Origin of the sequence: Burkholderia sp. HI2761, from assembly GCF_002223355.1 — a bacterium.
Taxonomy (GTDB): Bacteria; Pseudomonadota; Gammaproteobacteria; order Burkholderiales; family Burkholderiaceae; genus Burkholderia.
This window is the reverse complement of record NZ_NKFN01000005.1, coordinates 140,880-163,222: the sequence shown is the minus strand read 5'-3', so window position 1 is coordinate 163,222 and position 22,343 is coordinate 140,880. Positions and strand designations below refer to the sequence as shown.

At 66.2% G+C, this 22,343-nt stretch carries 22 protein-coding genes, 2 tRNA genes and 1 pseudogene; 14 read left to right on the top strand and 11 right to left on the bottom strand.

Annotated elements, in window-relative coordinates; translation table 11 throughout:
• Positions 1-37: 37 nt before the first annotated feature.
• Positions 38-367: a hypothetical protein gene (locus CFB46_RS16530; protein WP_027785093.1), complete on the bottom strand. Its 330-nt coding sequence runs from the start codon at positions 365-367 to the stop codon at positions 38-40.
• Positions 368-585: 218 nt separating this feature from the next.
• Positions 586-662 (bottom strand) — tRNA-Met (locus tag CFB46_RS16525).
• A 173-nt stretch (positions 663-835) separates the two neighbouring features.
• Here CFB46_RS16525 and CFB46_RS16520 point away from each other — a divergent pair.
• The 5 genes from CFB46_RS16520 to CFB46_RS35310 all read left to right on the top strand — a co-directional run bounded on the left by CFB46_RS16520 (position 836) and on the right by CFB46_RS35310 (position 3,373).
• A complete protein-coding gene (locus CFB46_RS16520) occupies positions 836-1,417 on the top strand; it encodes an RNA polymerase sigma factor (RefSeq protein WP_027785092.1) in 582 nt (193 codons plus the stop codon).
• A gap of 12 nt (positions 1,418-1,429) precedes the next feature.
• On the top strand, positions 1,430-1,738 hold the full coding sequence (locus CFB46_RS16515; RefSeq protein WP_027785091.1) for a hypothetical protein: 309 nt from the start codon (positions 1,430-1,432) through the stop codon (positions 1,736-1,738).
• Positions 1,739-1,740: 2 nt separating this feature from the next.
• Positions 1,741-2,037, top strand: a complete 297-nt coding sequence (locus CFB46_RS16510) for a 4Fe-4S binding protein (protein ID WP_027785090.1) — start codon at positions 1,741-1,743, stop codon at positions 2,035-2,037.
• A gap of 96 nt (positions 2,038-2,133) precedes the next feature.
• Complete coding sequence (locus CFB46_RS16505) at positions 2,134-2,856, top strand: O-methyltransferase (protein ID WP_089500518.1); 723 nt, start codon at positions 2,134-2,136, stop codon at positions 2,854-2,856.
• Between the two features lie 169 nt (positions 2,857-3,025).
• Entirely contained in the window at positions 3,026-3,373 is a 348-nt protein-coding gene (locus CFB46_RS35310; protein WP_143751624.1) for a hypothetical protein, read from the top strand.
• On the opposite strand, the gene CFB46_RS16500 is transcribed toward CFB46_RS35310, so the two are convergent.
• Positions 3,370-3,693 carry a hypothetical protein gene (locus CFB46_RS16500; protein WP_089500517.1) on the bottom strand — a complete coding sequence of 108 codons (324 nt, stop codon included), beginning with the start codon at positions 3,691-3,693 and terminating at the stop codon, positions 3,370-3,372. The genes CFB46_RS35310 and CFB46_RS16500 overlap by 4 nt on opposite strands.
• Before the next feature lie 15 nt (positions 3,694-3,708).
• Between CFB46_RS16500 and CFB46_RS16495 the strand changes: the two genes are divergently transcribed.
• The 8 genes and pseudogenes from CFB46_RS16495 to CFB46_RS16460 all read left to right on the top strand — a co-directional run bounded on the left by CFB46_RS16495 (position 3,709) and on the right by CFB46_RS16460 (position 12,412).
• A complete protein-coding gene (locus CFB46_RS16495) occupies positions 3,709-3,891 on the top strand; it encodes a rubredoxin (protein WP_027785088.1) in 183 nt (60 codons plus the stop codon).
• Between the two features lie 144 nt (positions 3,892-4,035).
• Positions 4,036-4,110, top strand: a tRNA-Arg gene (locus CFB46_RS16490).
• A 136-nt stretch (positions 4,111-4,246) separates the two neighbouring features.
• A pseudogene (locus tag CFB46_RS36760) lies at positions 4,247-4,450 on the top strand (Arm DNA-binding domain-containing protein); the annotation flags it as partial.
• Positions 4,451-4,497: 47 nt separating this feature from the next.
• A complete protein-coding gene (locus tag CFB46_RS16480) occupies positions 4,498-4,902 on the top strand; it encodes a DUF4399 domain-containing protein (protein ID WP_089500516.1) in 405 nt (134 codons plus the stop codon).
• Between the two features lie 263 nt (positions 4,903-5,165).
• Entirely contained in the window at positions 5,166-7,115 is a 1,950-nt protein-coding gene (locus CFB46_RS16475; RefSeq protein WP_089500515.1) for an ATP-binding cassette domain-containing protein, read from the top strand.
• 220 nt (positions 7,116-7,335) lie between these two features.
• Positions 7,336-9,318 (top strand): DNA topoisomerase IV subunit B, encoded by a 1,983-nt coding sequence (locus CFB46_RS16470; protein WP_089500514.1) that lies wholly within the window; start codon positions 7,336-7,338, stop codon positions 9,316-9,318.
• A gap of 69 nt (positions 9,319-9,387) precedes the next feature.
• Positions 9,388-11,709, top strand: coding sequence for a DNA topoisomerase IV subunit A (gene parC, locus CFB46_RS16465; RefSeq protein WP_089500513.1), 2,322 nt, complete (start codon positions 9,388-9,390; stop codon positions 11,707-11,709).
• Positions 11,710-11,953: 244 nt separating this feature from the next.
• The gene (locus tag CFB46_RS16460) at positions 11,954-12,412 is read left to right on the top strand and encodes a CopD family protein (RefSeq protein WP_027785083.1); all 459 of its coding nucleotides are present in this window, start codon (positions 11,954-11,956) and stop codon (positions 12,410-12,412) included.
• A 51-nt stretch (positions 12,413-12,463) separates the two neighbouring features.
• Here CFB46_RS16460 and CFB46_RS16455 read toward each other — a convergent pair whose 3' ends face one another.
• A complete protein-coding gene (locus CFB46_RS16455) occupies positions 12,464-13,348 on the bottom strand; it encodes a LysR family transcriptional regulator (RefSeq protein WP_089500512.1) in 885 nt (294 codons plus the stop codon).
• Positions 13,349-13,460: 112 nt separating this feature from the next.
• Here CFB46_RS16455 and CFB46_RS16450 point away from each other — a divergent pair, with 112 nt between their 5' ends.
• Complete coding sequence (locus tag CFB46_RS16450; RefSeq protein ID WP_089500523.1) at positions 13,461-13,907, top strand: multidrug/biocide efflux PACE transporter; 447 nt, start codon at positions 13,461-13,463, stop codon at positions 13,905-13,907.
• A 43-nt stretch (positions 13,908-13,950) separates the two neighbouring features.
• Here the strand turns inward: CFB46_RS16450 and CFB46_RS16445 are convergent, their stop codons facing one another.
• From CFB46_RS16445 to CFB46_RS16410, 7 genes are all read right to left on the bottom strand, one after another.
• Positions 13,951-15,159 carry a chromate transporter gene (locus CFB46_RS16445; protein WP_089500511.1) on the bottom strand — a complete coding sequence of 403 codons (1,209 nt, stop codon included), beginning with the start codon at positions 15,157-15,159 and terminating at the stop codon, positions 13,951-13,953.
• A gap of 203 nt (positions 15,160-15,362) precedes the next feature.
• Entirely contained in the window at positions 15,363-17,702 is a 2,340-nt protein-coding gene (locus CFB46_RS16440; protein ID WP_089500522.1) for a bifunctional diguanylate cyclase/phosphodiesterase, read from the bottom strand.
• Between the two features lie 216 nt (positions 17,703-17,918).
• Entirely contained in the window at positions 17,919-18,803 is an 885-nt protein-coding gene (locus CFB46_RS16430) for a PhzF family phenazine biosynthesis protein (protein WP_089500510.1), read from the bottom strand.
• Positions 18,804-18,817: 14 nt separating this feature from the next.
• Positions 18,818-19,276, bottom strand: a complete 459-nt coding sequence (locus tag CFB46_RS16425) for a RidA family protein (RefSeq protein WP_089500509.1) — start codon at positions 19,274-19,276, stop codon at positions 18,818-18,820.
• Positions 19,277-19,319: 43 nt separating this feature from the next.
• Positions 19,320-20,501: an aminotransferase-like domain-containing protein gene (locus CFB46_RS16420; RefSeq protein ID WP_089500508.1), complete on the bottom strand. Its 1,182-nt coding sequence runs from the start codon at positions 20,499-20,501 to the stop codon at positions 19,320-19,322.
• Between the two features lie 152 nt (positions 20,502-20,653).
• Positions 20,654-21,562: a DMT family transporter gene (locus CFB46_RS16415; protein ID WP_089500507.1), complete on the bottom strand. Its 909-nt coding sequence runs from the start codon at positions 21,560-21,562 to the stop codon at positions 20,654-20,656.
• 47 nt (positions 21,563-21,609) lie between these two features.
• Positions 21,610-22,302 (bottom strand): VOC family protein, encoded by a 693-nt coding sequence (locus CFB46_RS16410; RefSeq protein ID WP_089500506.1) that lies wholly within the window; start codon positions 22,300-22,302, stop codon positions 21,610-21,612.
• Positions 22,303-22,343 lie beyond the last annotated feature (41 nt).

Genomic DNA, 22,343 nt, shown 5'->3' with positions numbered 1-22,343 from the left:
CGGGCGTGAGCGGGCCGGGTATCGGTGGGAGGCGTTATCAGCAGCCGAGCCGCTGGTGCTCGGCTTCCAGGTCGGCCCGTTTGTCGTAGGCCCGCAGTTCGTTGCGCGGCTTGCCGTCCGGGCCCATCCCGCGCACGACCTTCTGGCCGCGATCGGGCGAGTGCGTGACCGCGTCGATGCCGGCGGCCAGTTCCCGGCAGCGGGCGTCGGGGGAAGTATTATCCGCACGCGGGGCTGCCGAGGCAGTTACGTTGGCGATGCCCGGGCTGACGTAGCGCTGTTTGGCGGAGGCCGTGCCGGTGTCGGCGGCGTTGGCCGTGCCGATCATCGCTGAAAGCGCGGCGAGCGCCGCGATCGTCCGAAGCATGGGTGAAGTCCGTGTGCTGAACCGAAGAAGGTTCGGAATTCTACGCAACGTTCGGCGCATCTCTGCGGCGAACGGACGAGGTGCGCTCGCGTGTTGCATATCGTGGCGAATGCTCGATTGCACACATCATTCGTGTGCTATCTGCGCGCGCAATCAACATTCCCGGACCGTCCAACAGCAAAAAGCCCGCTTGCTTTCGCAAAGCGGGCTTCGGCATTTGGTTGCGGGGGTAGGATTTGAACCTACGACCTTCGGGTTATGAGCCCGACGAGCTGCCAGACTGCTCCACCCCGCGGCGCGAAGTGTACTTGGGTCGGTGCGCAGAGTCAAACGATTCGTGCGAAGACGGTCCGATGACATATCGGGCCTGTTCCTTGAAACGGCTGCGACGCAGTGAAGCCGACGCGTACGGCCGGAAATTTTTCATACTCGCCACAATATTCGCGGGCCTGAAACGTCTTCAGACGCATGGAACCGCCACCCACTTCGCAAACGATGACCGACCCAGACCGCGACATCACTGCGACGGTGATGCGTGAACGAACGAGGCTAGGGAACTTCATTCGGCGCCGGATACGCGACCCGGACGATGCCGAGGACGTTCTGCAGGATGTGCTCCACGAATTCGTCCAGGCTTATCGACTTCCCGCGCCGATCGAACAGGCGAGTGCGTGGCTGTTCCGTGCCGCGCGCAACCGCATCATCGATCGTTTTCGCAAAAGGAAGGAGCAGCCGCTGACCGATCTGGTCGATGCCGACGACGAAGCGGACAGCGAATATCGGCTGGATCTCGCGTTACCGGCGCACGATGCCGGCCCTGAAGCGCTCTACGCTCGCACGCTGTTGCTCAAGGCGTTGCAGGATGCGCTCGACGAGTTGCCGGCGAATCAGCGCGAGGTTTTTATCGCACACGAACTGGAGGGGCTGTCCTTCAAGGAGATGGCCGCGCAAAGCGGCGTCACGCTCAATACGCTGCTTGCGCGCAAACGCTACGCGGTCTTGCATCTGCGTGCTCGGCTGCAACCCATTTATGACGAACTGGATAGCTAGAGGAGTCGACGGATGAATTTTCGAATCAGATGTGCGGGCAAGGCGCTGCTCGTGGTGGTCGCCATAGGCGTGCTCGGATGGGTCGTCATGATGCTGTGGAACTGGGTGGTTCCGGCGCTATTCGTCGGCGCCCGGACGATCGACTTCGCCCATGCGCTGGGCCTCCTCGTGTTGAGCCGCATCCTGTTCGGTGGATTTCGCGGACACCGCGGCTGGCACGGCCGGCGCCACTGGCGCAAGTGGGAAGCCATGACGCCCGAAGAGCGCGAGCAGTTCCGGGCCGCATGGCGATCGCGCGGCACCCGGCGCACGGAGGAGTGAACATGCGCGAAAAATCATCGGACGACTGCAAACAGAAGGCGGGTGTGATTGCGCCGGTCGTCGATCTGAAACGTTGCGAAGGCAAGGGGGATTGCGTCACCGTTTGCCCGGAAAACGTGTTCGAGGTGCGGCGCATCGATCAGGCCGATTACGTCGACCTCGGTCTGATGCATCGCTTGAAACTGCGCGTGCATGGAATGAAAGTCGCCTACACGCCGAATGCGCAAGCCTGCCGATCATGCGGGCTTTGCGTGACGGCGTGTCCCGAACGCGCGATCACGCTCGCCAGAAGGGCGTAGCGTCGGCCGTGCTCGCAGATGATGGAGCGGTATCGCGGCAGTCGGGCGGATGGCAGCCGCTGGATACGCCGTTCATGTGATCAATCTCGTCAAGGAATGCACTTGGCTTCAACCATCGACGTTCTTCTGCAACGGCTTCATGAAGAAAGCCGGAGCGAAATCATCGCCCGGGCCCGCGCGCAGTTCCAGGGGCCGAATGCGGCGTTTCCGACGCTCGTCGACGAATACGAAGCGCTCGCACCCCGGCTGCGAGGGCGCTTTCTCGAAACGTTCGGCCTCTTCAGCGACGATTTCGAATCGTCGGAAAGCGGTGCGCTATCGTTGGCCGTGTCGGCGGAAACGGGACGATTCTTGCGCAACACCGTGTTGTCGCAACGGTCGGGCAGAATTCTTGAACTTGGCAGTTCCTGTGGCGTGTCGACTCTGTATTTCGCCGACGCGCTGCGTATGTTGGGCCGTGGCGTGGTCATCGCGACCGAACGTGATGCGCTCAAATGCGCGCGTTTGCGGGCTCACGTCGAAACAGCAGGGCTGGACGCCTATGTCGACTTGCGGGAGGGCGATGTGTTCGAGACGGTTGCCGAACTGGACGGGACCGTCGACATGGTGTTTATCGACGTATGGGCTGACGCCTATCTGAAGCTGTTCAAGCAGATCGAGCGCCTGCTGCGGCCGGGATCGGTCGTGCTGGCTGACAACATGTACACGGCCGAAGACGCCGTCCGACCGTACAAGCATTACCTCGACGAGGATCCGCGGTTTTCGACCACGACGCTGGATTTTGAGTCGGGGGTCGAGTTTACGGTGGTCGTGGCTTGAGCGGGGGGCTTGAATCTTGGGGGAAGTTTGGAGCTTGGCTGATCCCCCTGACAGAATTCATATTTCTAGGTTGGACAAGTAGATGGTGAGCGTTCCTGAGATTTGTTGATCTGTTCTCCGCGTTTGGTGCGGTGGCGGTGTAGAGTCCGTTCCTGAGAGGAACGACACTATGAACGAATCACAAGACATCGAGAGCGCTGAATCTGGGCCTTCATCAGGTGCGATCACGCTCGCTATCGCTACCTTCATCGGATTGTGGATTCCGTGGATCGGCTTTGCATACTGCTATGTCGAGGTCGGCGAATTTCATAGCGGAATTTTTACAGCCGGCACAACGGGCTTCGTTTTGTTGACCGCTGCCACGTGGGTCGTCACCCCGCTCTTTACATTGATTTACGTCGTTTATGCGATGCGATCAGCGCTTCGCAATACATACGACCAAGTAATGTTCGCCATCGAGTGTCTGGTTCTTCTTGGAATGTGGGCGGGTGCAGTATCTCCATTCGTCGGCCGCTAGGTTGAAACATGCGGCACTGCGGCTAACGCTAGCACGAGTGAGGCCCCCGCATCCGGAGTCGCAGCAAGGGAAGGTGGGCAAATGGCGTGGATGACATTGACCGGTCGCCGCCGCGATTTCGGCAGCCCGTTTCGCGTCCTTCTGCCCGGATTGATGTCAGCCGCGGTCTGCTCGCCGGCCTCGTCGCGCTTCTTCCGTGCTGTCGCGTTGTTCGCGATGCGTACGTTTAAAACGACGTTGCGCAGGTGTTCGGCGAAATTCCGGTACCATTGCGCCTTTCGTCCGCCGGCGAGGCTGCGGACGGTATCGCCGAATTTCATTATCCCGAGCGCAACATGAGTGAAGTAACCGAATACCAGAGCTGGGTCTGCCTGATTTGCGGGTGGGTCTACAACGAAGCTGAAGGACTGCCCGACGAAGGCATCGCGGCCGGCACCCGTTTCGCCGACATTCCCGCCGACTGGCGCTGCCCGCTGTGCGACGTGGGTAAGGACGATTTCGTCGTCGTCGATTTCTGATTTTCCGTTCCGATCGCGGTTGATTAATTGACACGCACGTCGGTGTGCATTCCGCCCCGCCGACGCGCCGCGCGTTTGCTATACTCTGCGCGCTGTCCATGCCGCCGTCCGGTTCGCGTTTTTTACGCGACTGCGGACATGGCCCTCCCCGTAGTTCAATGGATAGAACAAGCGCCTCCTAAGCGCTAGATACAGGTTCGATTCCTGTCGGGGGGACCAGTCAAGCTCCAAACCATCCCCAAGATTCACAAGACATCGCCCCGTTCAGGCCCGTCTGGCGACGCTCTCCTCACATCGTTACCCAAGGTTGCTCAGTGACAGCCGGAGAAAGTGTTGGTATCGGCAGATACCAACAATGCCTCTCACTGACGTACAGGTACGGAACGCGAAGGCCAGCGCGGCACGGTACAAACTCACGGACGGTGGCGGGATGTTCTTGCTCGTCCAACCGAGCGCCGCGAAGTACCGGCGCTCGTCTTACCGCTTCCTTGGCAAGCAGAAGACGCTCGCCTTGGGCATCTATCCGACCGTAACGCTTCGACGCCGACGCGTCGGCCGCGCATGCAGTGTATGCTTCGTGAGCCTGTCAATCTGAAGGAGGTAACGATGCTCAACAGAAAGTGGATCGCGGGTGCAGTCTGTGTCGCGGCGCTGGCCGTGTCGACACTCGCGCGCGCCGAAGCGCGTGTGTTCTTCGTCGAGCCGCAGGACGGCGCGACGGTGTCGAGCCCCGTGCACGTGAAGTTCGGTCTCGAAGGCATGGCGCTCAAGCCGGCCGGCGACATGACCCCGGATACCGGTCACCATCATCTGCTGATCGACGGCAAGCCGGTGCCGAAGGGCGATGTGATCCCGGCGACCGACCGTTCGCTGCATTTCGGCAAGGCCCAGACCGAAACCGACGTGAAGCTGCCGCCCGGCCAGCACACGCTGACGCTGCAGCTCGGTGACGGTGCGCACCGTTCGTACGGCCCCGAAATGAGCTCGACGATCACGGTCAACGTGAAATAACCGCGCATCCCGCGCAGGCTCGACGCGCCGCGCGCGGGATCCGCCGATCGGCCGGCCCTGGCATCCGGCCGGCATTCGGCCGTTTTCGCGGGTACGCAAACCGCGGCCGGCATCCGTACCGGAAACCGGCCGCAACCCGCTCACGGCACCGCGCCGATGCGCTTCAAGCGCGACCTGCGGCGTTCGTCCATCCGGCCGAGCCGATACCGGCCTCCGCGACCGGTACAATGGGCGCTTCCGATTCCTCTCTTCGCCGTCTCCCCATGTCGCTCTATTCCATTACCGGCGCGCAGCTCGCGTTCGGTCACGTCGCGTTGCTCGATCACGCGGATTTCTCGCTGGAAGCCGGCGAGCGCGTCGGCCTGATCGGCCGCAACGGCGCGGGCAAGTCGTCGCTGCTGAAGATCGTGGCCGGCCTCGCGAAGGCCGACGACGGGCTGATCACGCGCCAGCAGGAGCTGGTGACCGTCTACGTGCCGCAGGAGCCCGAATTCGAGCCGGGCGCGACGGTATTCGACGCGGTCGCGTCGGGGTTGGCGCACACGCGCGAACTGCTCGAAGAATACGATTCGATCGCACACCGTCTCGCGGAGATACCGGAAGGCGCCGAGCACGATGCGCTGCTTGCGCGGATGAACGCACTGCAGTCGTCGCTGGACACCCACGACGCGTGGAACTGGCGCACGCGCGTATCGATGACGCTCGCGCAGATCGGCCTGCAGGACGGCGACGCCAGCGTCGACGCACTGTCGGGCGGGATGCAGAAGCGCGTCGCGCTGGCGCGCGCGCTGGTGCTGCAACCCGACGTGCTGTTGCTCGACGAACCGACCAACCACCTCGACTTCGACGGCATCCGCTGGCTCGAGGAGCTGCTCGTCGCGCAGCGCGCGGGGCTGCTGTTCATCACCCACGATCGCGCGTTCCTCGACCGCGTCGCGACGCGCATCGTCGAGCTCGATCGCGGCCGGCTGCTGTCGTATCCGGGCAATTTCTCCGCGTACCAGACGCGCAAGGCGCAGCAGCTCGAAGTCGAGCGCGTGGAGAACGAGAAATTCGACAAGCTGCTCGCGCAGGAAGAGGTGTGGATCCGCAAGGGCGTCGAAGCGCGCCGTACGCGCAGCGTCGGCCGCATCGCGCGGCTCGTGCAGATGCGCAACGAACATGCCGAGCGCCGCAATGCGCAGGGCAACGTGAAGCTCGACGTCGCGCAGGGCGAGAAGTCCGGCAAGATCGTCGCGGAGCTGACCGATGTGACGAAGCGTTACGGCGGCCGCACGGTGGTCGACCGTTTCTCGACGACGGTCATGCGCGGCGACAAGATCGGCTTCGTCGGCCCGAACGGCGCCGGCAAGACGACGCTGCTGAAGCTGATCCTCGGCGACCTGAAGCCCGACGAAGGCACGGTGCGCACCGGCACGAACCTGCAGGTCGCGTATTTCGACCAGATGCGCGCGCAGCTCGACCAGGAGAAGAGCCTCGCGGATACGATCAGCCCCGGCAGCGAATGGGTCGAGATCGGCGGCATGCGCAAGCACGTGATGAGCTATCTCGGCGATTTCCTGTTCGCGCCGGAACGCGCGCGTTCGCCGGTGAAGTCGCTGTCGGGCGGCGAGCGCAACCGGCTGCTGCTCGCGCGCCTGTTCGCGCGGCCGGCCAACGTGCTGGTGCTCGACGAACCGACCAACGACCTCGATATCCCGACGCTCGAACTGCTCGAAGAGCTGCTGGCCGACTACGACGGCACGGTGCTGCTCGTCAGCCACGATCGCGCGTTCCTCGACAACGTCGTGACGTCGGTGATCGCGGCCGAGGGCGACGGCAAGTGGCGCGAATACGTCGGCGGCTTCACCGACTGGCAGATCCAGAGCGAACGCTCTGAGCAGCTCGCGCAGCAGGAGGCGGCGAAGCGCACGGTCAAGGAAGCGGCGCCCGCGAAGGACGAGCCGGCGAAGAGCGCGGCGGGTCGCAACGCGCAGCGCACGGTGAAGCTGTCGTTCAACGAGCAGCGCGAACTCGATTCGCTGCCGGAGAAGATCGCCGCGCTCGAAGCGGAGCAGAAGACGATCAATGCGCAGCTCGACGACGGCTCGATTTTCGCGAAGGATCCGCAGGAAGGCACGCGCCTGACCGAGCGGTTCGCGGCGATCGACGACGAACTGCTCGCCGCGCTCGAACGGTGGGAAACGCTCGAGGCGAAGCGCAAGCCGGCGTGACGCGTGCGGTGCGCGCCGATCCCGCGATTGGCGCGTCACGCGGAACCAGTAAAATACCGCGCGTTCAGGAGCGCGCCGCGCACGCCGCGCGCCCGCTTTCGGAGCAGTCCAAGCACACCGTTGTTTCGATTCGCTTTTTTACAGAACTCAACGTTTTGTCCACGACGTTATCCACACGAGGTGTGGACAACGTCCCGATGAATGACGAAATTCAGCGCCTATGTCAACGAAGAAACCCAGCGCGGCCTATAGCGAAGCATCGATCAAGGTGCTCAAGGGTCTCGAGCCGGTCAAGCAGCGGCCCGGCATGTACACCCGTACCGAAAATCCGCTGCACATCATCCAGGAAGTCATCGACAACGCGTCCGACGAGGCGCTCGGCGGTTACGGCAAGCAAATCACGGTCACGCTGCACGCCGACCAGTCGGTGTCGGTCGACGACGACGGCCGCGGCATCCCGTTCGGCATGCACCCCGAAGAAGGCGTGCCGGTCGTCGAGATCGTGTTCACGCGCCTGCATGCGGGCGGCAAGTTCGACAAGGCCGCGGGCGGCGCCTATACGTTCTCGGGCGGCCTGCACGGGGTCGGCGTGTCGGTGACGAACGCACTTGCGACGCGTCTCGACGTGACGGTCTGGCGCGACGGCAAGATCGCCGAGCTCGGTTTCGCCGACGGCGACGTCGTGAAGCCGCTCGCGACGCAAGGCGCGGGGCGCGGCGAGAAGAAATCCGGCACGCGCGTGCAGGTGTGGCCGAATCCGAAGTACTTCGATTCGCCGAACCTGCCGCTCGGCGAGCTGCAGCGCCTGCTGCGCTCGAAGGCCGTGCTGCTGCCGGGCGTCGAGGTCGTGCTCGTCAACGAGAAAACCGGCGAGCGCCAGACGTGGAAGTACGAAGACGGCCTGCGCGGCTACCTGCTCGACGAAATGAACGGCAGCGAGCTGCTGATCCCGCTGTTCGAAGGCGAGCGTTTCGCCGATTCGCGTTCGACCGACGAAACCTTCGCCGAGGGCGAGGGCGCATCGTGGGTCGTCGCATGGAGCGAGGAAGGCTCGCTCGTGCGCGAGTCGTACGTGAACCTGATCCCGACGCCGGCCGGCGGCACGCACGAGTCGGGCCTGCGCGACGGTCTCTATCAGGCGGTGAAGAGCTTCGTCGAACTGCACAACCTGCAGCCGAAGGGCGTGAAGCTGCTCGCGGAAGACGTGTTCGCGCGCGTGTCGTTCGTGCTGTCCGCGAAGGTGCTCGATCCGCAGTTCCAGGGGCAGATCAAGGAGCGGCTGAACAGCCGCGACGCGGTGAAGCTCGTGTCGTCGTTCTCGCGTCCGGCGCTCGAACTGTGGTTGAACCAGCACGTCGAGCACGGCAAGAAGCTCGCGGAACTCGTGATCAAGCAGGCGCAGGCGCGTACGCGCGCGGGCCAGAAGGTCGAGAAGCGCAAGAGCTCGGGCGTCGCGGTGCTGCCCGGCAAGCTGACCGACTGCGAGACGGAAGATATCGCGCGCAACGAACTGTTCCTCGTCGAGGGCGACTCGGCGGGCGGCTCCGCGAAGATGGGCCGCGACAAGGAATACCAGGCGATCCTGCCGCTGCGCGGCAAGGTGCTGAACACGTGGGAAACCGAGCGCGACCGTCTGTTCGCGAACAACGAGGTGCACGACATCTCGGTCGCGATCGGCGTCGATCCGCACAGCCCGGACGACACCGTCGACCTGTCGAACCTGCGCTACGGCAAGATCTGCATCCTGTCGGACGCGGACGTCGACGGCTCGCACATCCAGGTGCTGCTGCTCACGCTGTTCTTCAAGCATTTCCCGCAATTGATCGAGCGCGGCCATGTCTATGTGGCGCGGCCGCCGCTGTTCCGCGTCGACGCGCCCGCGCGCGGCAAGAAGCCCGCGCAGAAGCTCTATGCGCTCGACGACGGCGAACTCGAGGCGACGCTCGACAAGCTGCGCAAGGACGGCGTGCGCGACACGCAGTGGAGCATCAGCCGCTTCAAGGGCCTCGGCGAAATGAGCGCCGAGCAGCTGTGGGACACGACGATGAATCCCGACACGCGCCGCCTGATGCCGGTGAAGCTTGGCGAGCTCGACTACGACGCGACCGTCGCGCGGATGACGATGCTGATGGGCAAGGGCGAGGCAGCTGCGCGGCGCGGCTGGCTCGAAGAAAAGGGCAACGACGTCGAAGCGGACATTTAAGCGGAGCTTCCGCGCGGCCGGGCATGACGCCCGGTCCGGCCTCACGCCACTTACGAATACGGAATTCAGATGGACGACAATACTTCCGATCTCTTTGCCAGCCCCGACGCGCCCGAGAGCGACGCGCTGACGCTCGGCAACTACGCGGAACAGGCGTATCTCAGCTACGCGGTCAGCGTCGTGAAAAGCCGCGCGCTGCCCGACGTGTGCGACGGCCAGAAGCCGGTGCAGCGCCGGATCCTGTTCGCGATGAACGAAATGGGCCTCGGGCCCGACGCGAAGCCGGTGAAGTCGGCGCGGGTGGTCGGCGACGTGCTCGGTAAATACCATCCGCACGGCGACCAGTCGGCGTACGACGCGCTCGTGCGTCTCGCGCAGAATTTCTCGCTGCGCTATCCGCTGATCGACGGGCAGGGCAACTTCGGCTCGCGCGACGGCGACGGCGCGGCGGCGATGCGTTACACGGAAGCGCGCCTCACGCCGATCGCGAAGCTGCTGCTCGACGAGATCGACCAGGGCACGGTCGACTTCATGCCGAACTACGACGGCTCGTTCGAGGAGCCGAAGACGCTGCCGAGCCGCATGCCGTTCGTGCTGCTGAACGGCGCGTCGGGCATCGCGGTCGGCCTGGCCACCGAAATCCCGTCGCACAACCTGCGCGAGGTCGCGGCCGCGGCGGTCGCGCTGATCCGCAATCCGAAGCTCACGCACGCGGAGCTGATGAACCTGATCCCCGGTCCGGATTTCCCCGGCGGCGGCCAGATCATCTCGAGCGATACCGAAATCTCGGCGGCGTACGAAACGGGCCGCGGCAGCGTGAAGGTACGTGCGAAGTGGAAGATCGAGGATCTCGCGCGCGGCCAGTGGCAGCTCGTCGTGACCGAGCTGCCGCCGAGCACGTCGGGCCAGAAGGTGCTCGAGGAAATCGAGGAACTGACCAACCCGAAGCTCAAGCTCGGCAAGAAGACGCTGACGCCCGAGCAGCTCAACACGAAGAAGGCGATGCTCGACCTGCTCGACGCGGTGCGCGACGAGTCGGGCAAGGAAGCGGCGGTGCGGCTCGTGTTCGAGCCGAAGTCGCGCACGATCGACCAGACGGAATTCGTGAACACGCTGCTCGCGTACACGAGCCTCGAATCGAACGCGACGCTGAACCTCGTGATGATCGGCGCCGACGGCCGGCCGGGCCAGAAGGGCCTGCTGACGATTCTCGACGAATGGGTGAAGTTCCGCCAGCTGACGATGACGCGACGCACGCGCCACCGTCTCGGCAAGGTCGACGACCGCATCCACATCCTCGAAGGGCGGATGATCGTCTTCCTGAACATCGACGAGGTGATCCGCATCATCCGCGAGTCGGACGAGCCGAAGGCCGCGCTGATGAGCGCGTTCGGCCTCAGCGAGCGGCAGGCCGAGGACATCCTCGAAATCCGCCTGCGTCAACTGGCGCGGCTCGAGAAGATCAAGATCGAGAAGGAACTCGAGACGCTGCGCGACGAGAAGGCGAAGCTCGAGGAGCTGCTCGCGAACGAAAGCGCGATGAAGCGGCTGATGATCAAGGAAATCGAGGCCGATGCGAAGCAGTACGGCGACGATCGCCGCACGCTGATCCAGCAGGAAAAGCGCGCGACGTTCGAGGCGAAGGTGGTCGACGAGCCGGTGACGGTGGTCGTATCGCAGAAGGGCTGGGTGCGTGCGCTGAAGGGCCACGGGCTCGACCCGGCCGGCTTCACGTTCAAGGCGGGCGACCACCTGTACGCGGCATTCCAGTGCCGCACGCCGGATCGCCTGATCGCATGGGGCAGCAGCGGCCGCGTGTATTCGGTCGACGTGTCGGTGCTGCCGGGCGGGCGCGGCGACGGCGTGCCGGTCACGTCGCTGATCGAGCTCGAATCGGGCTCGCACCTGATGCACTACTACGCGGCGCCGGCCGACCAGCAACTGCTGCTCGCGTCGAGCAACGGCTTCGGCTTCCTCGCGAAGGTCGGCGACATGGTGAGCCGCGTGAAGGCCGGCAAGTCGTTCATGACCATCGATGCGGGCGCGGTGCCGCTCGCGCCGATGCCGGTGCTGCCGAATGCGACGCAGGTCGCGTGTCTGTCGAGCGGCGGGCGCTTGCTCGTGTTCGGGATGGACGAGATGAAGACGCTGTCCGGCGGCGGACGCGGCGTGATCCTGATGGCGCTCGACGACAAGGAAACGCTCGTGCAGGCGCTGGCGATCGATCCGGCGGGCGTCGTGCTGATCGGCACCGGCCGCGGCGGCAAGGCGCAGGACGACACGCTGTCGTATGCCGGGCTCGCGCCGCACATCGGCAAGCGCGCACGCAAGGGCCGCGCGCCGGAGACGAAGCTCAGGGTCGTCAACGAGCTGCGGCCGCTGCTCGGCTGACGCTACGCGGTCGCACGGTTCAGCCGCGATCGAAGGCCGCACGTCCGCTTCGGCGGGCGTGCGGCTTTTTCTTTCCGGCGCGGGATTCGGGTAAGCAAGCGTGGCGTTGACACGCGGAACTTGCAAAATAATGTGAAATCGCGCCGAGGGCCTGAACCGCGACGCGGCTGGCGGGTCGAACGTCGCTTGATGCCGCGTGCGACGCGGCCGTTCGCTGCACCCCACTCATCACAGGATCGTCCCCATGTCCCATGCCGTTGCCGTCGCGCTGTTTCTTCACCTGCTGGCCGTCGCCGTGTGGGTGGGCGGGATGGTCTTCGCGAACTTCTGCCTGCGCCCGGCGCTGTCCGACCTGTCGCCGCAGCTCCGGTTGCCGCTGATCGAAGGCGTGTTCGGCCGCTTCTTCAACTGGGTGTCGGGGGCCGTGATCGTGATCCTGCTGTCCGGCGGGTTCCTGCTGATGAGCTTCGGCGGGGCGCACGCGACCTGGTCACTGCATGCGATGGCCGGGCTCGGCGTCGTGATGATGCTGATCTTCGGGCACATCCGCTTCGCGCTGTTCCCGCGCATTCGCCGTGCGGTGCAGGCGCAGAACTGGCCGGACGGCGCGCGCGCGGTGAACGCGGTGCGCATGCTCGTCGTCGTGAACCTCGTGCTCGGCGTCGTCACGATCGGCGCGGCCGTGCTTTCGCGCGGTTTCTGACGGGCCGGCGCCAGCTCTCGGCCACAGGCCGCAGCGCGGCCGCACGCGCCGCTACGCGGCCAGCATCGCGTCGAGCAGCCATGAACCGGCCGGCCCGAGCGGCCGGTTGCGCGACCAGACCGCATCCACCCGTACGCGGCGCGGCCAGCCGCGCGAGCGCAGCTCGCACAAGCGGTCGCGTGCGAAGTGCTCGACCATCCAGCGCGGCAGTTCCGCCCAGCCGAACCCCAGTACGGCCATCTCCAGCAGCATCAGGTAGCTCGGCGCCAGCCAGTGCTGCGTGCCGACGACGATCCGGTCGTCGGTGCCGCGGCCTTCGGTCTTCACGTACGTATTGAGGCGCAGTTCGCGCACGTCGCGCAGCGCCGCGTGCGGCACCTCGGCGTCGCCGTATTCGGCGAGCGCGTGCGTGCGGCCGACGAACAGCCCGATCTCCGATTCCTCCGCCACCGTCGCCGCGCCGATATCGGCCGGGTAGGTCGCGCGCGCGGCCATCAGCCCGAGTTGCGCGCGGCCTTGCTGGATCAGGTCGAGCACGTCGTCGTGCTCGGCGATCTGGCATTCGAGCTCGAGTGCCGGAAAGCGCCGTTCGAGCGCCATCAACGTCTCTTCGTAGCGCTTCGACTGGTACGTATCCGACACGACGAGCGTGAGGCGCGCTTCCTCGCCGTGCGCGAGCCGGGCGGCCGTGCGGTCGATCGCCGCGCCGGCTTCGAGCGCGCGCTGCACCTGCGGCAGCAGTGCGCGCCCGGCGTCGGTGAGCGTCGGCGTGCGCGTCGAGCGATCGAACAACTGCACGCCGAGATCGATTTCGAGGTTCGCGATCGCCTCCGACACGGTCGACTGACGCTTGCCGAGCTTGCGTGCGGCGGCCGTAAACGAGCCGAGGAGCGCCGCTTCGGCGAATGCGAGCAGGGCTTCGGGGGCGTGGTGCATGCAATGCTCCTGGCGGCGTTATATCGGTAAAACCGATGATATCAAACTGGATTCACGCGGTATCGCCGATCAGAATGGCCGACATGGATCAGGTCATGCATTGGAGAGCATCATGAAACAGACGAATAAAACGGTGACGGAACGGCTGCTGCACGCGCTGACGTTCGAACTGGTGGCGATCGCCCTGTGCGCGCCGATCGGCGCGTGGCTGCTCGACATGCCGGTGTCGCACGTCGGTGTGCTGACGGTGATGGTGTCGCTGATCGCGATGGCGTGGAACATGACCTTCAACGCGCTGTTCGACCGCTTCGAGCGGCGGGCCGGGTTGTCGCGCACGCTCGGCATGCGGGTCGCGCACGCGGTGATGTTCGAGCTCGGCCTCGTCGCGATGGTGGTGCCGGTTGCCGCGTGGTGGCTGGAGGTGAGCCTCGTCGAGGCGCTGCTGCTCGACCTCGGCATCGTGCTGTTCTTCCTGCCTTACACGTTCTGCTTCAACCTCGCATACGACGCGCTGCGCGCCCGCTGGATGGCCCGCCGGGTCGCGGTGCAGGCCGGTTGACGGAGCCGGGTACGCCAGGCCTCGCAGGGAAGGCCGCCGCCCGTCAACGCGCGGCGGCCCACAGCCACACGCTGCATGCAACGGCGACCGCGCCGTACACGGCATAGACGGGCACCTTGAAGCGCGTGAAGCACAGCGTCGCGAAGGCGCCCGTCAGCCAGTAAATCGGGTCGGCCGGCTCGCGATGCAGGATCTTCACGACGGCGACCACGAGAAAGCCCGTCGTCGCCGCGCGCAGCAGGCGCATCCCGTGCTCGAAGCGCGAATGGCGCTTGAGCCGGAACAGGTGGTTCTGCGCGAACACGACGAGGCATCCCGACGGAATGAACAGCGCGGCGGTGGCGAGCAGCGCGCCGACCCAGCCGTCGGTCAGGTAGCCGAGAAACGGCACCACATTCAGCAACGGCCCCGGCGCGACCGGCGACAGCGCGAACGCCAGCGTGAAGTCGTGATCGGAGATGCCGGTTGCCGGCGAGACGAACAGCGTCTTGAGCACCGGCAGCGCGGAGAAGCCGCCGCCGAACAACGTCATGCCGGCGCCCGCGAGGCGCGGCCACAGCAACTCGTCCTGGTAATCGCCGGGCAGTGGCACCGCGAACAGCAGGACGAGCACGCCGAGCAGCACGAGCAGGCCGCGGTCGCGTTTCGACAGCGTGAAATCGACCGCGTCGCGTTGCGACGGCCCCGTCAGCCAGCCCGCTGCAAATGCGGCGAACAGAATCCCGACGAAAGCGGCCGGACTATGCGCGAAAGCGAGCAGAATCGTCGATAGCGCGGCGATCGACTGTTCGAGCCGCGTGCGCGCGAGCGAGCGCAACTGCTTGACCCACGTGACGCCGATCAACGCGGCAAGCACCATCCCGAAGTGATTGATCAGCATCGGCGCCGCAAGCGAGCGCACGAGCGGCGTCTGATAGAAGATCGCGAACAGCGTCATCAGGATCGAGAACGGCAGCACGCTCGCCGTGCCGGCGACCCATGCGCCCGCCCGGCCATGCAGCACCTGACCGACCTGCACGGCGACGTTGCAGCCGACGGGGCCCGGGACGAGCCACGCGAGCGCGACGAGATCGCCGAAGACGTGCGGCTCGATGCGCTGCAGCCGCTCCACGTAATGGCGTTCGAGTTGCGCCATCATCGAAAGCCCGCCCCACGAGACGGCCGAAATACCGGCGACGACCTTGAACAAGGCCCATAGGGATGCCGGTGCCTCTTCGACACGAGCGGTCGCTTCGACTTCGACGGTAGTCATGATCGTGTGGTTGGCGCGGGGCCGGATCTCTCGCGTATGGTCATGCCGGCGGCCCGCCGACACGTAGGCCCTCCCGATTGTCCGCCGCGCATCATGACACTGCCATGCGCGAAAACGCTAGTTAATGAACTAAACGATAGGATCGGAAAACGGAACAATTGCGGCAGCGCGCAACGCGCGCAACGGCGGCAGCGGCGCGGCGCTCAGGCGCCCGTGCTGCCGGTCGCGCGATGCGCGACGACGTTCGGATGATCGCCGCGCACGCCGAAGCGTGCGATCAGCGCGGGAATCGCATCGGCCGGCACCGGGCGCGAGAACAGGAAGCCCTGCGCCTCGATTTCGCCGAGCGCGGACAGCCACGTGATCTGCTCCTCGGTCTCCGTGCCCTCGACGACGACGGTCAGCCCGAGCGAGCGCGCGAGATGCACGATCGACGACACCATCACGCACACGCTGCGATCGGTCGGAATCGCCTGCACGAACGAGCGGTCGACCTTCAGCGTGTCGACGGAGAAGCGGTGCAGATAGGACAGCGACGAATAGCCGGTGCCGAAATCGTCGAGCGCGATCCGGATGCCGAGCTTTTTCAGCGCGACGATCTTCTCGGACACGAGTTCCGGATATTCCATCATCGCGGTTTCGGTGATCTCGAGCTCGAGCCGGTTCGCGTCGATGCCGGTGTCCTGCAGCGCCTGCGAGATCGTCTCGATCAGGTCGCCGCGCCAGAACTGCACGGGCGAGATGTTGACCGCGAGCGTCAGCGTGTCGTGGCCTTCGTCGCGCCAGTGCGCGATCTGCTCGCACGCGGTGCGGATCACGAAGTCGCCGATCGGCACGATCAGGCCGGTCGATTCGGCGATCGAAATGAATTCGTTCGCGGAGATGACGCCGTGTTCCGGATGATCCCAGCGCGCGAGCGCCTCGAAGCCGGTGATGGTGCGGTGCGTGAGGTCGATCTTCGGCTGGTACGCGAGGAACAGCTGCCCCTCGGCGAGCGCGACGCGCAATTGCTGTTCCCAGCGCATCAGGTGGTCGGCGCGGTGCGACAGATGCGGCGCATAGAACTGGTAGCAGTTCTTGCCGGCGTCCTTCGCGCTGTACATCGCGAGGTCGGCCTTTTTCAGCAGGTCGATCTCGCTTTCGTTCGCGACGGTGTGCAGCGCGATGCCGATGCTCGCATGCAGCACGAACGAACTGCCGCGTACGTCGAACGGCTCGCTGAACATCCGGATGATCGCTTCCGCGAGCCGCACCGCGCGCCGCTCGACGTCGTCGCCCTTCATCACGACCACGAACTCGTCGCCGCCGATGCGCGCGAGCGAGCCTTCGTCGTCGACCGCATCGGCCAGGCGCGACGCGGTCATCTGCAGCACGATGTCGCCGGCGTTGTGGCCGAGCGTGTCGTTGACGGTCTTGAAGTTGTCGAGATCGATGAACAGCAGGCCGAGCCGCGACAGGCTCGCGGGCATCGACACGTCGTTGCGCAGCCCGCGCAGCGTCGCATAGCGGTTCGCGAGGCCGGTGAGCAGGTCGTATTCGGCGAGCTGCGTCATTTCGCGCTCGCGGCCGAGCAGCTTGCCGATCAGCCCCGTCGCGACGCCGAAGAACGCGAGCATCGCGAGCGTGATGAAGCTCGTCATCAGCAGGTAGACGTTGCGCGTGTGGTAGTAGTCCGCGAACTCCTCCGTCTGCGACAGCCCGACCATCACCGCGAGCGGGTAGCCGTCGAGGTGGCGGTACGACACGATGCGCGTCACGCCGTCGATCGGATCGACGATCGTGCCCGTCACGCGCTCCGCGATCGGGTAGACGCCCGAGGCCGAAAACGCGCCCGGAGCGTTGCTCACCGAACCCGTGCGCCGCGCGAGCACCGCGCCCGTGTCGGATACGACCGAGATCACGCCTTCCTTGCCGATGGCCGCGTTGTTGTAGAAATCGTTCGTGAAGTAGCTCGGGTCTTCCGACACCACGACGATGCCCGCGAAGCTGCCGTCCGGGTTGTTCAGGCGCCGCGTCATCTGCAGCGTCCAGTGGCTCGACACGCGGCCGAGCACGGGCTTGCTGATGAAGAGGCGGTCGTCGTTGTGCGCGAGGTGAACCTTGAAGTGCTCGCGGTCGGAGAGGTTGATCGGCTGCGGATGGAGCTCGGCGGTGTTCGCGAACAGGATGCCCTTCGCGTTGACGAGCGACACCTGGATCAGCGTGTCGCTCGGCACGACGCCTTTCTCGACGGCGCTCGCGAGATTGAAGCGCGCCGGCGATTTCTCGAATTCGAACTTGACGAAGCGGGTGATCTGGTCGACCTGGTGGATCGCCTTGACCGTATGCTGCTCGAGCGCGGACGACAGGATCGCCGCGGAGGCCGCCGCTTCCTTGTAGGCGCTGTCCTTTTCAACGGACAGACGCGCGATGATCACGGCCCACAGCAGCGCGAGCGCCAGCATCCCGAGCAGCGGGATGGCAAACAGCGCACGCCGGCGCGATTTGCGCGGCGCGCGCAGCGGCCGGTTCGGCGGCGTGTGGTTGGACCGGGCGGAGCTCATCGAAGAGGGCGGCGTCCTGCTCGCGTGCGCCATCCGTCTGGATGGCCGGCTATGGTTCGGATTGTCCCGACGTCTGTTCGTTCGCGGGACGCGCAACCATGGACAGACCTCCGAAACAACGGATTAGGCCCGATATTACTGGCTGGAACGTTTTTGCGATAGTTGGGCAAAGCGTAGGGCGCCGGACGAGCCGGCGCCATCGCACATCGCGAAATGTCAGGCGGGCGACCGGAACGTGCCGTCGACGACCGTGACGACGTGGCCGCCGATCCAGGTCGTGCCGTCTTCGTCGTAGCTGACGAAAATGCGGCCGTCGCGGCCGATCGCCGTGCCCTGGCGGGCCGTGTACGACGGGCCGGGGCGGCGATCCTGGCGCGTCAGCAACCCGGCGAGCGCGGCGTTCGCGCTGCCGGTGACGGGATCCTCGCCGGGGGTGCCGAACTTGTCGCCCGTCATCAGGCAGCGAATCTCGAACGTCGCGGGGCCGCCTTCGGCGTGCGGCGCGTAGGCGGCCACGCCGTGCACGCCGTAGCTGTGGGTAAGCGCCGCGAGCGCGGCCGGATCGGGCGACAGGCCGATGCACGCGTCGGCCGACTTCAGCCGCACGACGAGCCACGGCGCGCCGTTGTCCACCGCGCACGGCTCGGCGTCCAGGTCGAGCGCGTCGCTGCGCAGCGCGGCGGCCAGTGCCGCGTAGTCCGAACGGTCGAGCGGCGTGACGCGTGCCGGCGGCGCGGCGAATGCCCAGCCGCCGGCCTGCTCGCGCAGTGCGACCCGGCCAACCCCGCACTGCTGGATCAGCCGGCCCGGCGTGCGCGGCCGCGCGCCGCTTTCGAGGAACGCATGCGCGGTGCCGAGCGTCGGGTGGCCGGCGAACGGCAGTTCGCCGCCCGTCGTGAAGATCCGCACGCGATAGTCGGCTTGCGGATCGGTCGGCGTGCAGAGGAATGTCGTTTCCGACAGGTTTGTCCAGCGGGCGATCTCGAGCATGGCGTCGTCGCCGAGCGAATCGGCGTCGAACACCACGGCAAGCGGATTGCCCTTGAACGGCACCGACGTGAACACGTCGACCTGCTTGAAACGAACGAGACGGCCAGGCATCGCGATGTGCCCCGTTACGCGACTTCGGCGATCAGTTCGATCTCGACGCACGCGCCGAGCGGGATCTGCGCGACGCCGAACGCCGAGCGCGCATGCTTGCCCGCGTCGCCGAACACTTCGGCGATCAGCTCCGATGCGCCGTTCGTCACGACGTGCTGTTCGGTGAAGTCGAGCGTCGAGTTGACGAGGCTCATCAGCTTGACGATGCGCGTGACCTTGTTCAGGTCGCCGGTGTGCGCGTGCAGCGTCGCGAGCAGGTCGATCGCGATCGAGCGGGCGGCCGCCTTGCCGTCTTCCGTTTGCAGATCCGCACCGAGCTTGCCGGCCCAGACCTTGCCGTCCTTCTTCGCGATGTGGCCCGACAGGTAGACCGTGTTGCCGCTTTGCGCGCTCATCACGTAGGCGGCAGCCGGTGCGCCGGCGTTCGGGAGTTCGATGCCGAGCGACTTCAGTTTGTCGTAGACGTTAGCCATGCGTTCGATTCCTCGTAGAGAGTCGTGACAGGGAAAAAGGGGATCAGAGGCGCTCGCGCAGCAGCTTGCCGAGGCGCGCGACGCCTTCCTCGATCTTCTCGGGCGGCACCGTCACGAACGACAGGCGCAGCGTGTTCTGCTGCGCGTTCTCCGCGAAGAACGGCGCGCCCGGCACGAAGGCGACGTGGTTGTCGACGGCCGCGGCGAGCAGCTTCATGCTGTCGATCTGCGCGGGCAGGTTCACCCAGATGAACATCCCGCCTTCCGGGCGATTCCAGGTGACGCCTTCCGGCATGTGGCGCGTGAGCGCGCCGAGCATCGCGTCGCACTGCGCGCTGTACAGCTCGCGGATCGTCGGGATGTGCTCGTCGAGAAAGCCGTCCTTGATCACTTCGTGCGCGATGCGCTGCGTGATCGTCGGCGTGTGCAGGTCGGTGGCCTGCTTGGCCTGCACGAGCTTGAAGTGGAGTTCCTCGGGCGCGATGATGTAGCCGATCCGCAGGCCCGGCGCGAGCACCTTCGAGAACGTGCCGAGGTGCACGACGTGGTCGGGCGCCATCGACAGCATCGTCGGCAGCGGCTCGCCCTGGTAGTTCAGCGCGCCGTACGGATCGTCTTCCAGCACCGGGAACGGGCTCGACTGCGCGAACGCGGCGAGCGCGCGGCGGCGCTCGACGGGCAGGCGGCGGCCGGTCGGGTTCTGGAAGTTCGGCTGCGCGTACAGCAGGCGCGCGCCTTGCGTGAGTTCGGGCGTGAGACCTTCCGGCAGCAGGCCCTGCTCGTCGGTGGGCACCTGCACGTAGCGCGGCTCGTACAGCGAGAACGATTGCAGCGCGCCGAGGTAGGTCGGCGTTTCGACGAGGATCGGGCTGTTCGGGTCGATCAGCGACTTGCCGAGCAGGTCGAGTGCCTGCTGCGAGCCGGTCGTGATCAGCACCTGCGACACGCGCACGCCGTAGCGTTCGGCGATCCACTCGCGCAGCGGCAGGTAGCCTTCGGTCGCGCTGTACTGGAGCGCGGCGGCCGGCGCGTCGCGCAGCACGCGGTCGGCGGCGGCGCGCATGCGTTCCGCCGGGAACGTCGCGGGGGCGGGCAGGCCGCCGGCGAACGAGATGACCTCGGGGCGTTCCGTGACCTTCAGGATCTCGCGGATCGCAGAGCTCGTCAGCTTGCGGGCGCGTTCGGAAAGCTGCCAGTGCGGCGGATGCAGGTCGCTCGGATTCATAGTCTCCTCGTTCGGATATCGTGGTCAGTCAAGAAAGGTCGTTCGGGCGGATCGCTTCGACGCTGCCGGGTGGGCGAACGCGAGTGCGATCGAGCCTTCACGGCTGGGTGGGCAAAACCGATCAGGCAAAACGGTCATTATGGCGCACCTGTTCAGCCGGCGCGAGCCGGTTGCGCGGTGGTGGCGACCGCCGAGCGGCGCCCGAGCACCACGGTCGCGATCACGGCGGCCGCGAACAGCCACGTCGACGATGTGACCGTTTCGCCGAACAGCAGCGCGGAAAAGGCGATCGTGAAGAAAATCTGCAGCAGTTGCACCTGGCCGACGCGCGCGGTGCCGCCCATCGCGAGTCCCGCGTACCACGCGAAAAAGCCGATGAACTGCGAAAAGAGGGTCACGTAGCCGAACGCGAGCCACGTGCGCAGCGCGAGCGGGCCCGGATGCGCGGCGTGCTGCATCCACGCGAGCCAGCCGACCGGCAGCACGAGGAGCGGCGCCGACACGACGAGCGCCCAGCAGATCACCTGCCAGCCGCCGATCTGGCGCGCAAGGCGCGCGCCTTCCGCATAGCCGAGCGCGCCGATGCCGACCGCGACGAGCATCAGCGCGTCGCCGGCCTGCACGGTGCCGCCGCCGTCGCGCAGCGCGAACGCGATCACGAGCGCGCTGCCGGCCACCGCGCTGACCCAGAACGCCTTCGACGGCCGTTCGTGCGACAGCCATGCCGCATACAGCGCGACGAACAACGGCTGCAACCCGTTGACCACCGCGCCGTGCGACGCCGGCACCGATTTCATCGCCCAGGCCGAGAACACCGGATACGCGATGATCACGCCGGCCGACGTGATCGCGAGGCTTTTCAGTTGCGCGCGCGTCGGCAGCGCCTCGCGGCGCCACCACAGCAGCAGCCCGGCCGGCACGGCGGCGGCGAGCGCGCGGCCGAGCCCGTTGAGCAGCGGGTTGAGTTCGGATACGACGATCCGCGTCATCGGCAGCGTCAGGCTGAAAATCATCACGCCGATGAGGCCGAGCAGCATGCCCCGGGTTTCGCGCGAATTCATGTCGTGGGTGTCTCCGTCTTGCAGGGTGGTCGTGATTGGGCGGGCGTTCAGCGCAGCGTGCGCGGGCCCTGCGGCGTGTCGAATTCGGCGACGAGCGCCGGCGGACCGTCGGTCGGTTCGACGTCGAGCAGGTGAGCGGCGCCGAGCCAGTCGAGCTGCTCGCGGATCGTATCCGCGCGCGGGTGGGCCCCCTTGAGCGCTTTCAGCGCGATGCCGTCGCCGGGCAGCGATTCGGCCGGATGGCGTGGGCTGTCCCACTGGATCAGCGACGGCACGAGGCCGTCGCCTGCGCCGTGCCAGGCGGGGAAGCTGCCGTCGTCGGGCACCGTGAGGCCCCAGCTCAGGTCGCCGCGTCGCATCGCGACGACGGGCGCGATACGGGCCGGATACTGGCGCTGCCACAGCGCAAGCTGGCGCGGGCGGTCGACGCGCGCGACCCAGTGCGCGAGAAACGGGCCCTGCGCGAGCCGCGCGTGGATCGCCGGATCGTCGAGGCCGAACAGCCGCGCGCGCGGCGGCTTCGCCTCGTCGTCCGGCGCGGGCGCGTCGGGATCGATCGCGATCACTTCGAGGTAGAGCCCGCCCCACGCGCCGAACAGCGCATTGTGGGTCCGCATCAGCGGGTGGCGGCCGCCGCCGGCCGGTTCGATGCCGAGTGCGTCGGCGACATGGCGCACGCCTTCGTCGAGGGTGCGCGCGGCAATCACGAGATGGTCGAGTGTCAGGGAGCGAGCAGGCATGAACGTGGGTCGGGAAACGAAAGTGTCATGGTAGGCGGGCG

Bases quoted from the DNA above. Each gene is read 5' to 3' on its own strand.
- CFB46_RS16495 (WP_027785088.1), top strand. From the start codon at position 3,709: ATGAGTGAAGTAACCGAATACCAGAGCTGGGTCTGCCTGATTTGCGGG.
- CFB46_RS16470 (WP_089500514.1), top strand. From the start codon at position 7,336: ATGTCAACGAAGAAACCCAGCGCGGCCTATAGCGAAGCATCGATCAAG.
- CFB46_RS16505 (WP_089500518.1), top strand. From the start codon at position 2,134: ATGCACTTGGCTTCAACCATCGACGTTCTTCTGCAACGGCTTCATGAA.
- CFB46_RS16480 (WP_089500516.1), top strand. From the start codon at position 4,498: ATGCTCAACAGAAAGTGGATCGCGGGTGCAGTCTGTGTCGCGGCGCTG.
- CFB46_RS16510 (WP_027785090.1), top strand. From the start codon at position 1,741: ATGCGCGAAAAATCATCGGACGACTGCAAACAGAAGGCGGGTGTGATT.
- CFB46_RS16460 (WP_027785083.1), top strand. From the start codon at position 11,954: ATGTCCCATGCCGTTGCCGTCGCGCTGTTTCTTCACCTGCTGGCCGTC.
- CFB46_RS16440 (WP_089500522.1), bottom strand. From the start codon at position 17,702: ATGAGCTCCGCCCGGTCCAACCACACGCCGCCGAACCGGCCGCTGCGC.
- CFB46_RS16410 (WP_089500506.1), bottom strand. From the start codon at position 22,302: ATGCCTGCTCGCTCCCTGACACTCGACCATCTCGTGATTGCCGCGCGC.
- CFB46_RS16450 (WP_089500523.1), top strand. From the start codon at position 13,461: ATGAAACAGACGAATAAAACGGTGACGGAACGGCTGCTGCACGCGCTG.
- parC (WP_089500513.1), top strand. From the start codon at position 9,388: ATGGACGACAATACTTCCGATCTCTTTGCCAGCCCCGACGCGCCCGAG.
- CFB46_RS16420 (WP_089500508.1), bottom strand. From the start codon at position 20,501: ATGAATCCGAGCGACCTGCATCCGCCGCACTGGCAGCTTTCCGAACGC.
- CFB46_RS16415 (WP_089500507.1), bottom strand. From the start codon at position 21,562: ATGAATTCGCGCGAAACCCGGGGCATGCTGCTCGGCCTCATCGGCGTG.
- CFB46_RS16530 (WP_027785093.1), bottom strand. From the start codon at position 367: ATGCTTCGGACGATCGCGGCGCTCGCCGCGCTTTCAGCGATGATCGGC.
- CFB46_RS16445 (WP_089500511.1), bottom strand. From the start codon at position 15,159: ATGACTACCGTCGAAGTCGAAGCGACCGCTCGTGTCGAAGAGGCACCG.
- CFB46_RS16520 (WP_027785092.1), top strand. From the start codon at position 836: ATGGAACCGCCACCCACTTCGCAAACGATGACCGACCCAGACCGCGAC.
- CFB46_RS16455 (WP_089500512.1), bottom strand. From the start codon at position 13,348: ATGCACCACGCCCCCGAAGCCCTGCTCGCATTCGCCGAAGCGGCGCTC.
- CFB46_RS16500 (WP_089500517.1), bottom strand. From the start codon at position 3,693: ATGAAATTCGGCGATACCGTCCGCAGCCTCGCCGGCGGACGAAAGGCG.
- CFB46_RS16475 (WP_089500515.1), top strand. From the start codon at position 5,166: ATGTCGCTCTATTCCATTACCGGCGCGCAGCTCGCGTTCGGTCACGTC.
- CFB46_RS35310 (WP_143751624.1), top strand. From the start codon at position 3,026: ATGAACGAATCACAAGACATCGAGAGCGCTGAATCTGGGCCTTCATCA.
- CFB46_RS16430 (WP_089500510.1), bottom strand. From the start codon at position 18,803: ATGCCTGGCCGTCTCGTTCGTTTCAAGCAGGTCGACGTGTTCACGTCG.
- CFB46_RS16425 (WP_089500509.1), bottom strand. From the start codon at position 19,276: ATGGCTAACGTCTACGACAAACTGAAGTCGCTCGGCATCGAACTCCCG.
- CFB46_RS16515 (WP_027785091.1), top strand. From the start codon at position 1,430: ATGAATTTTCGAATCAGATGTGCGGGCAAGGCGCTGCTCGTGGTGGTC.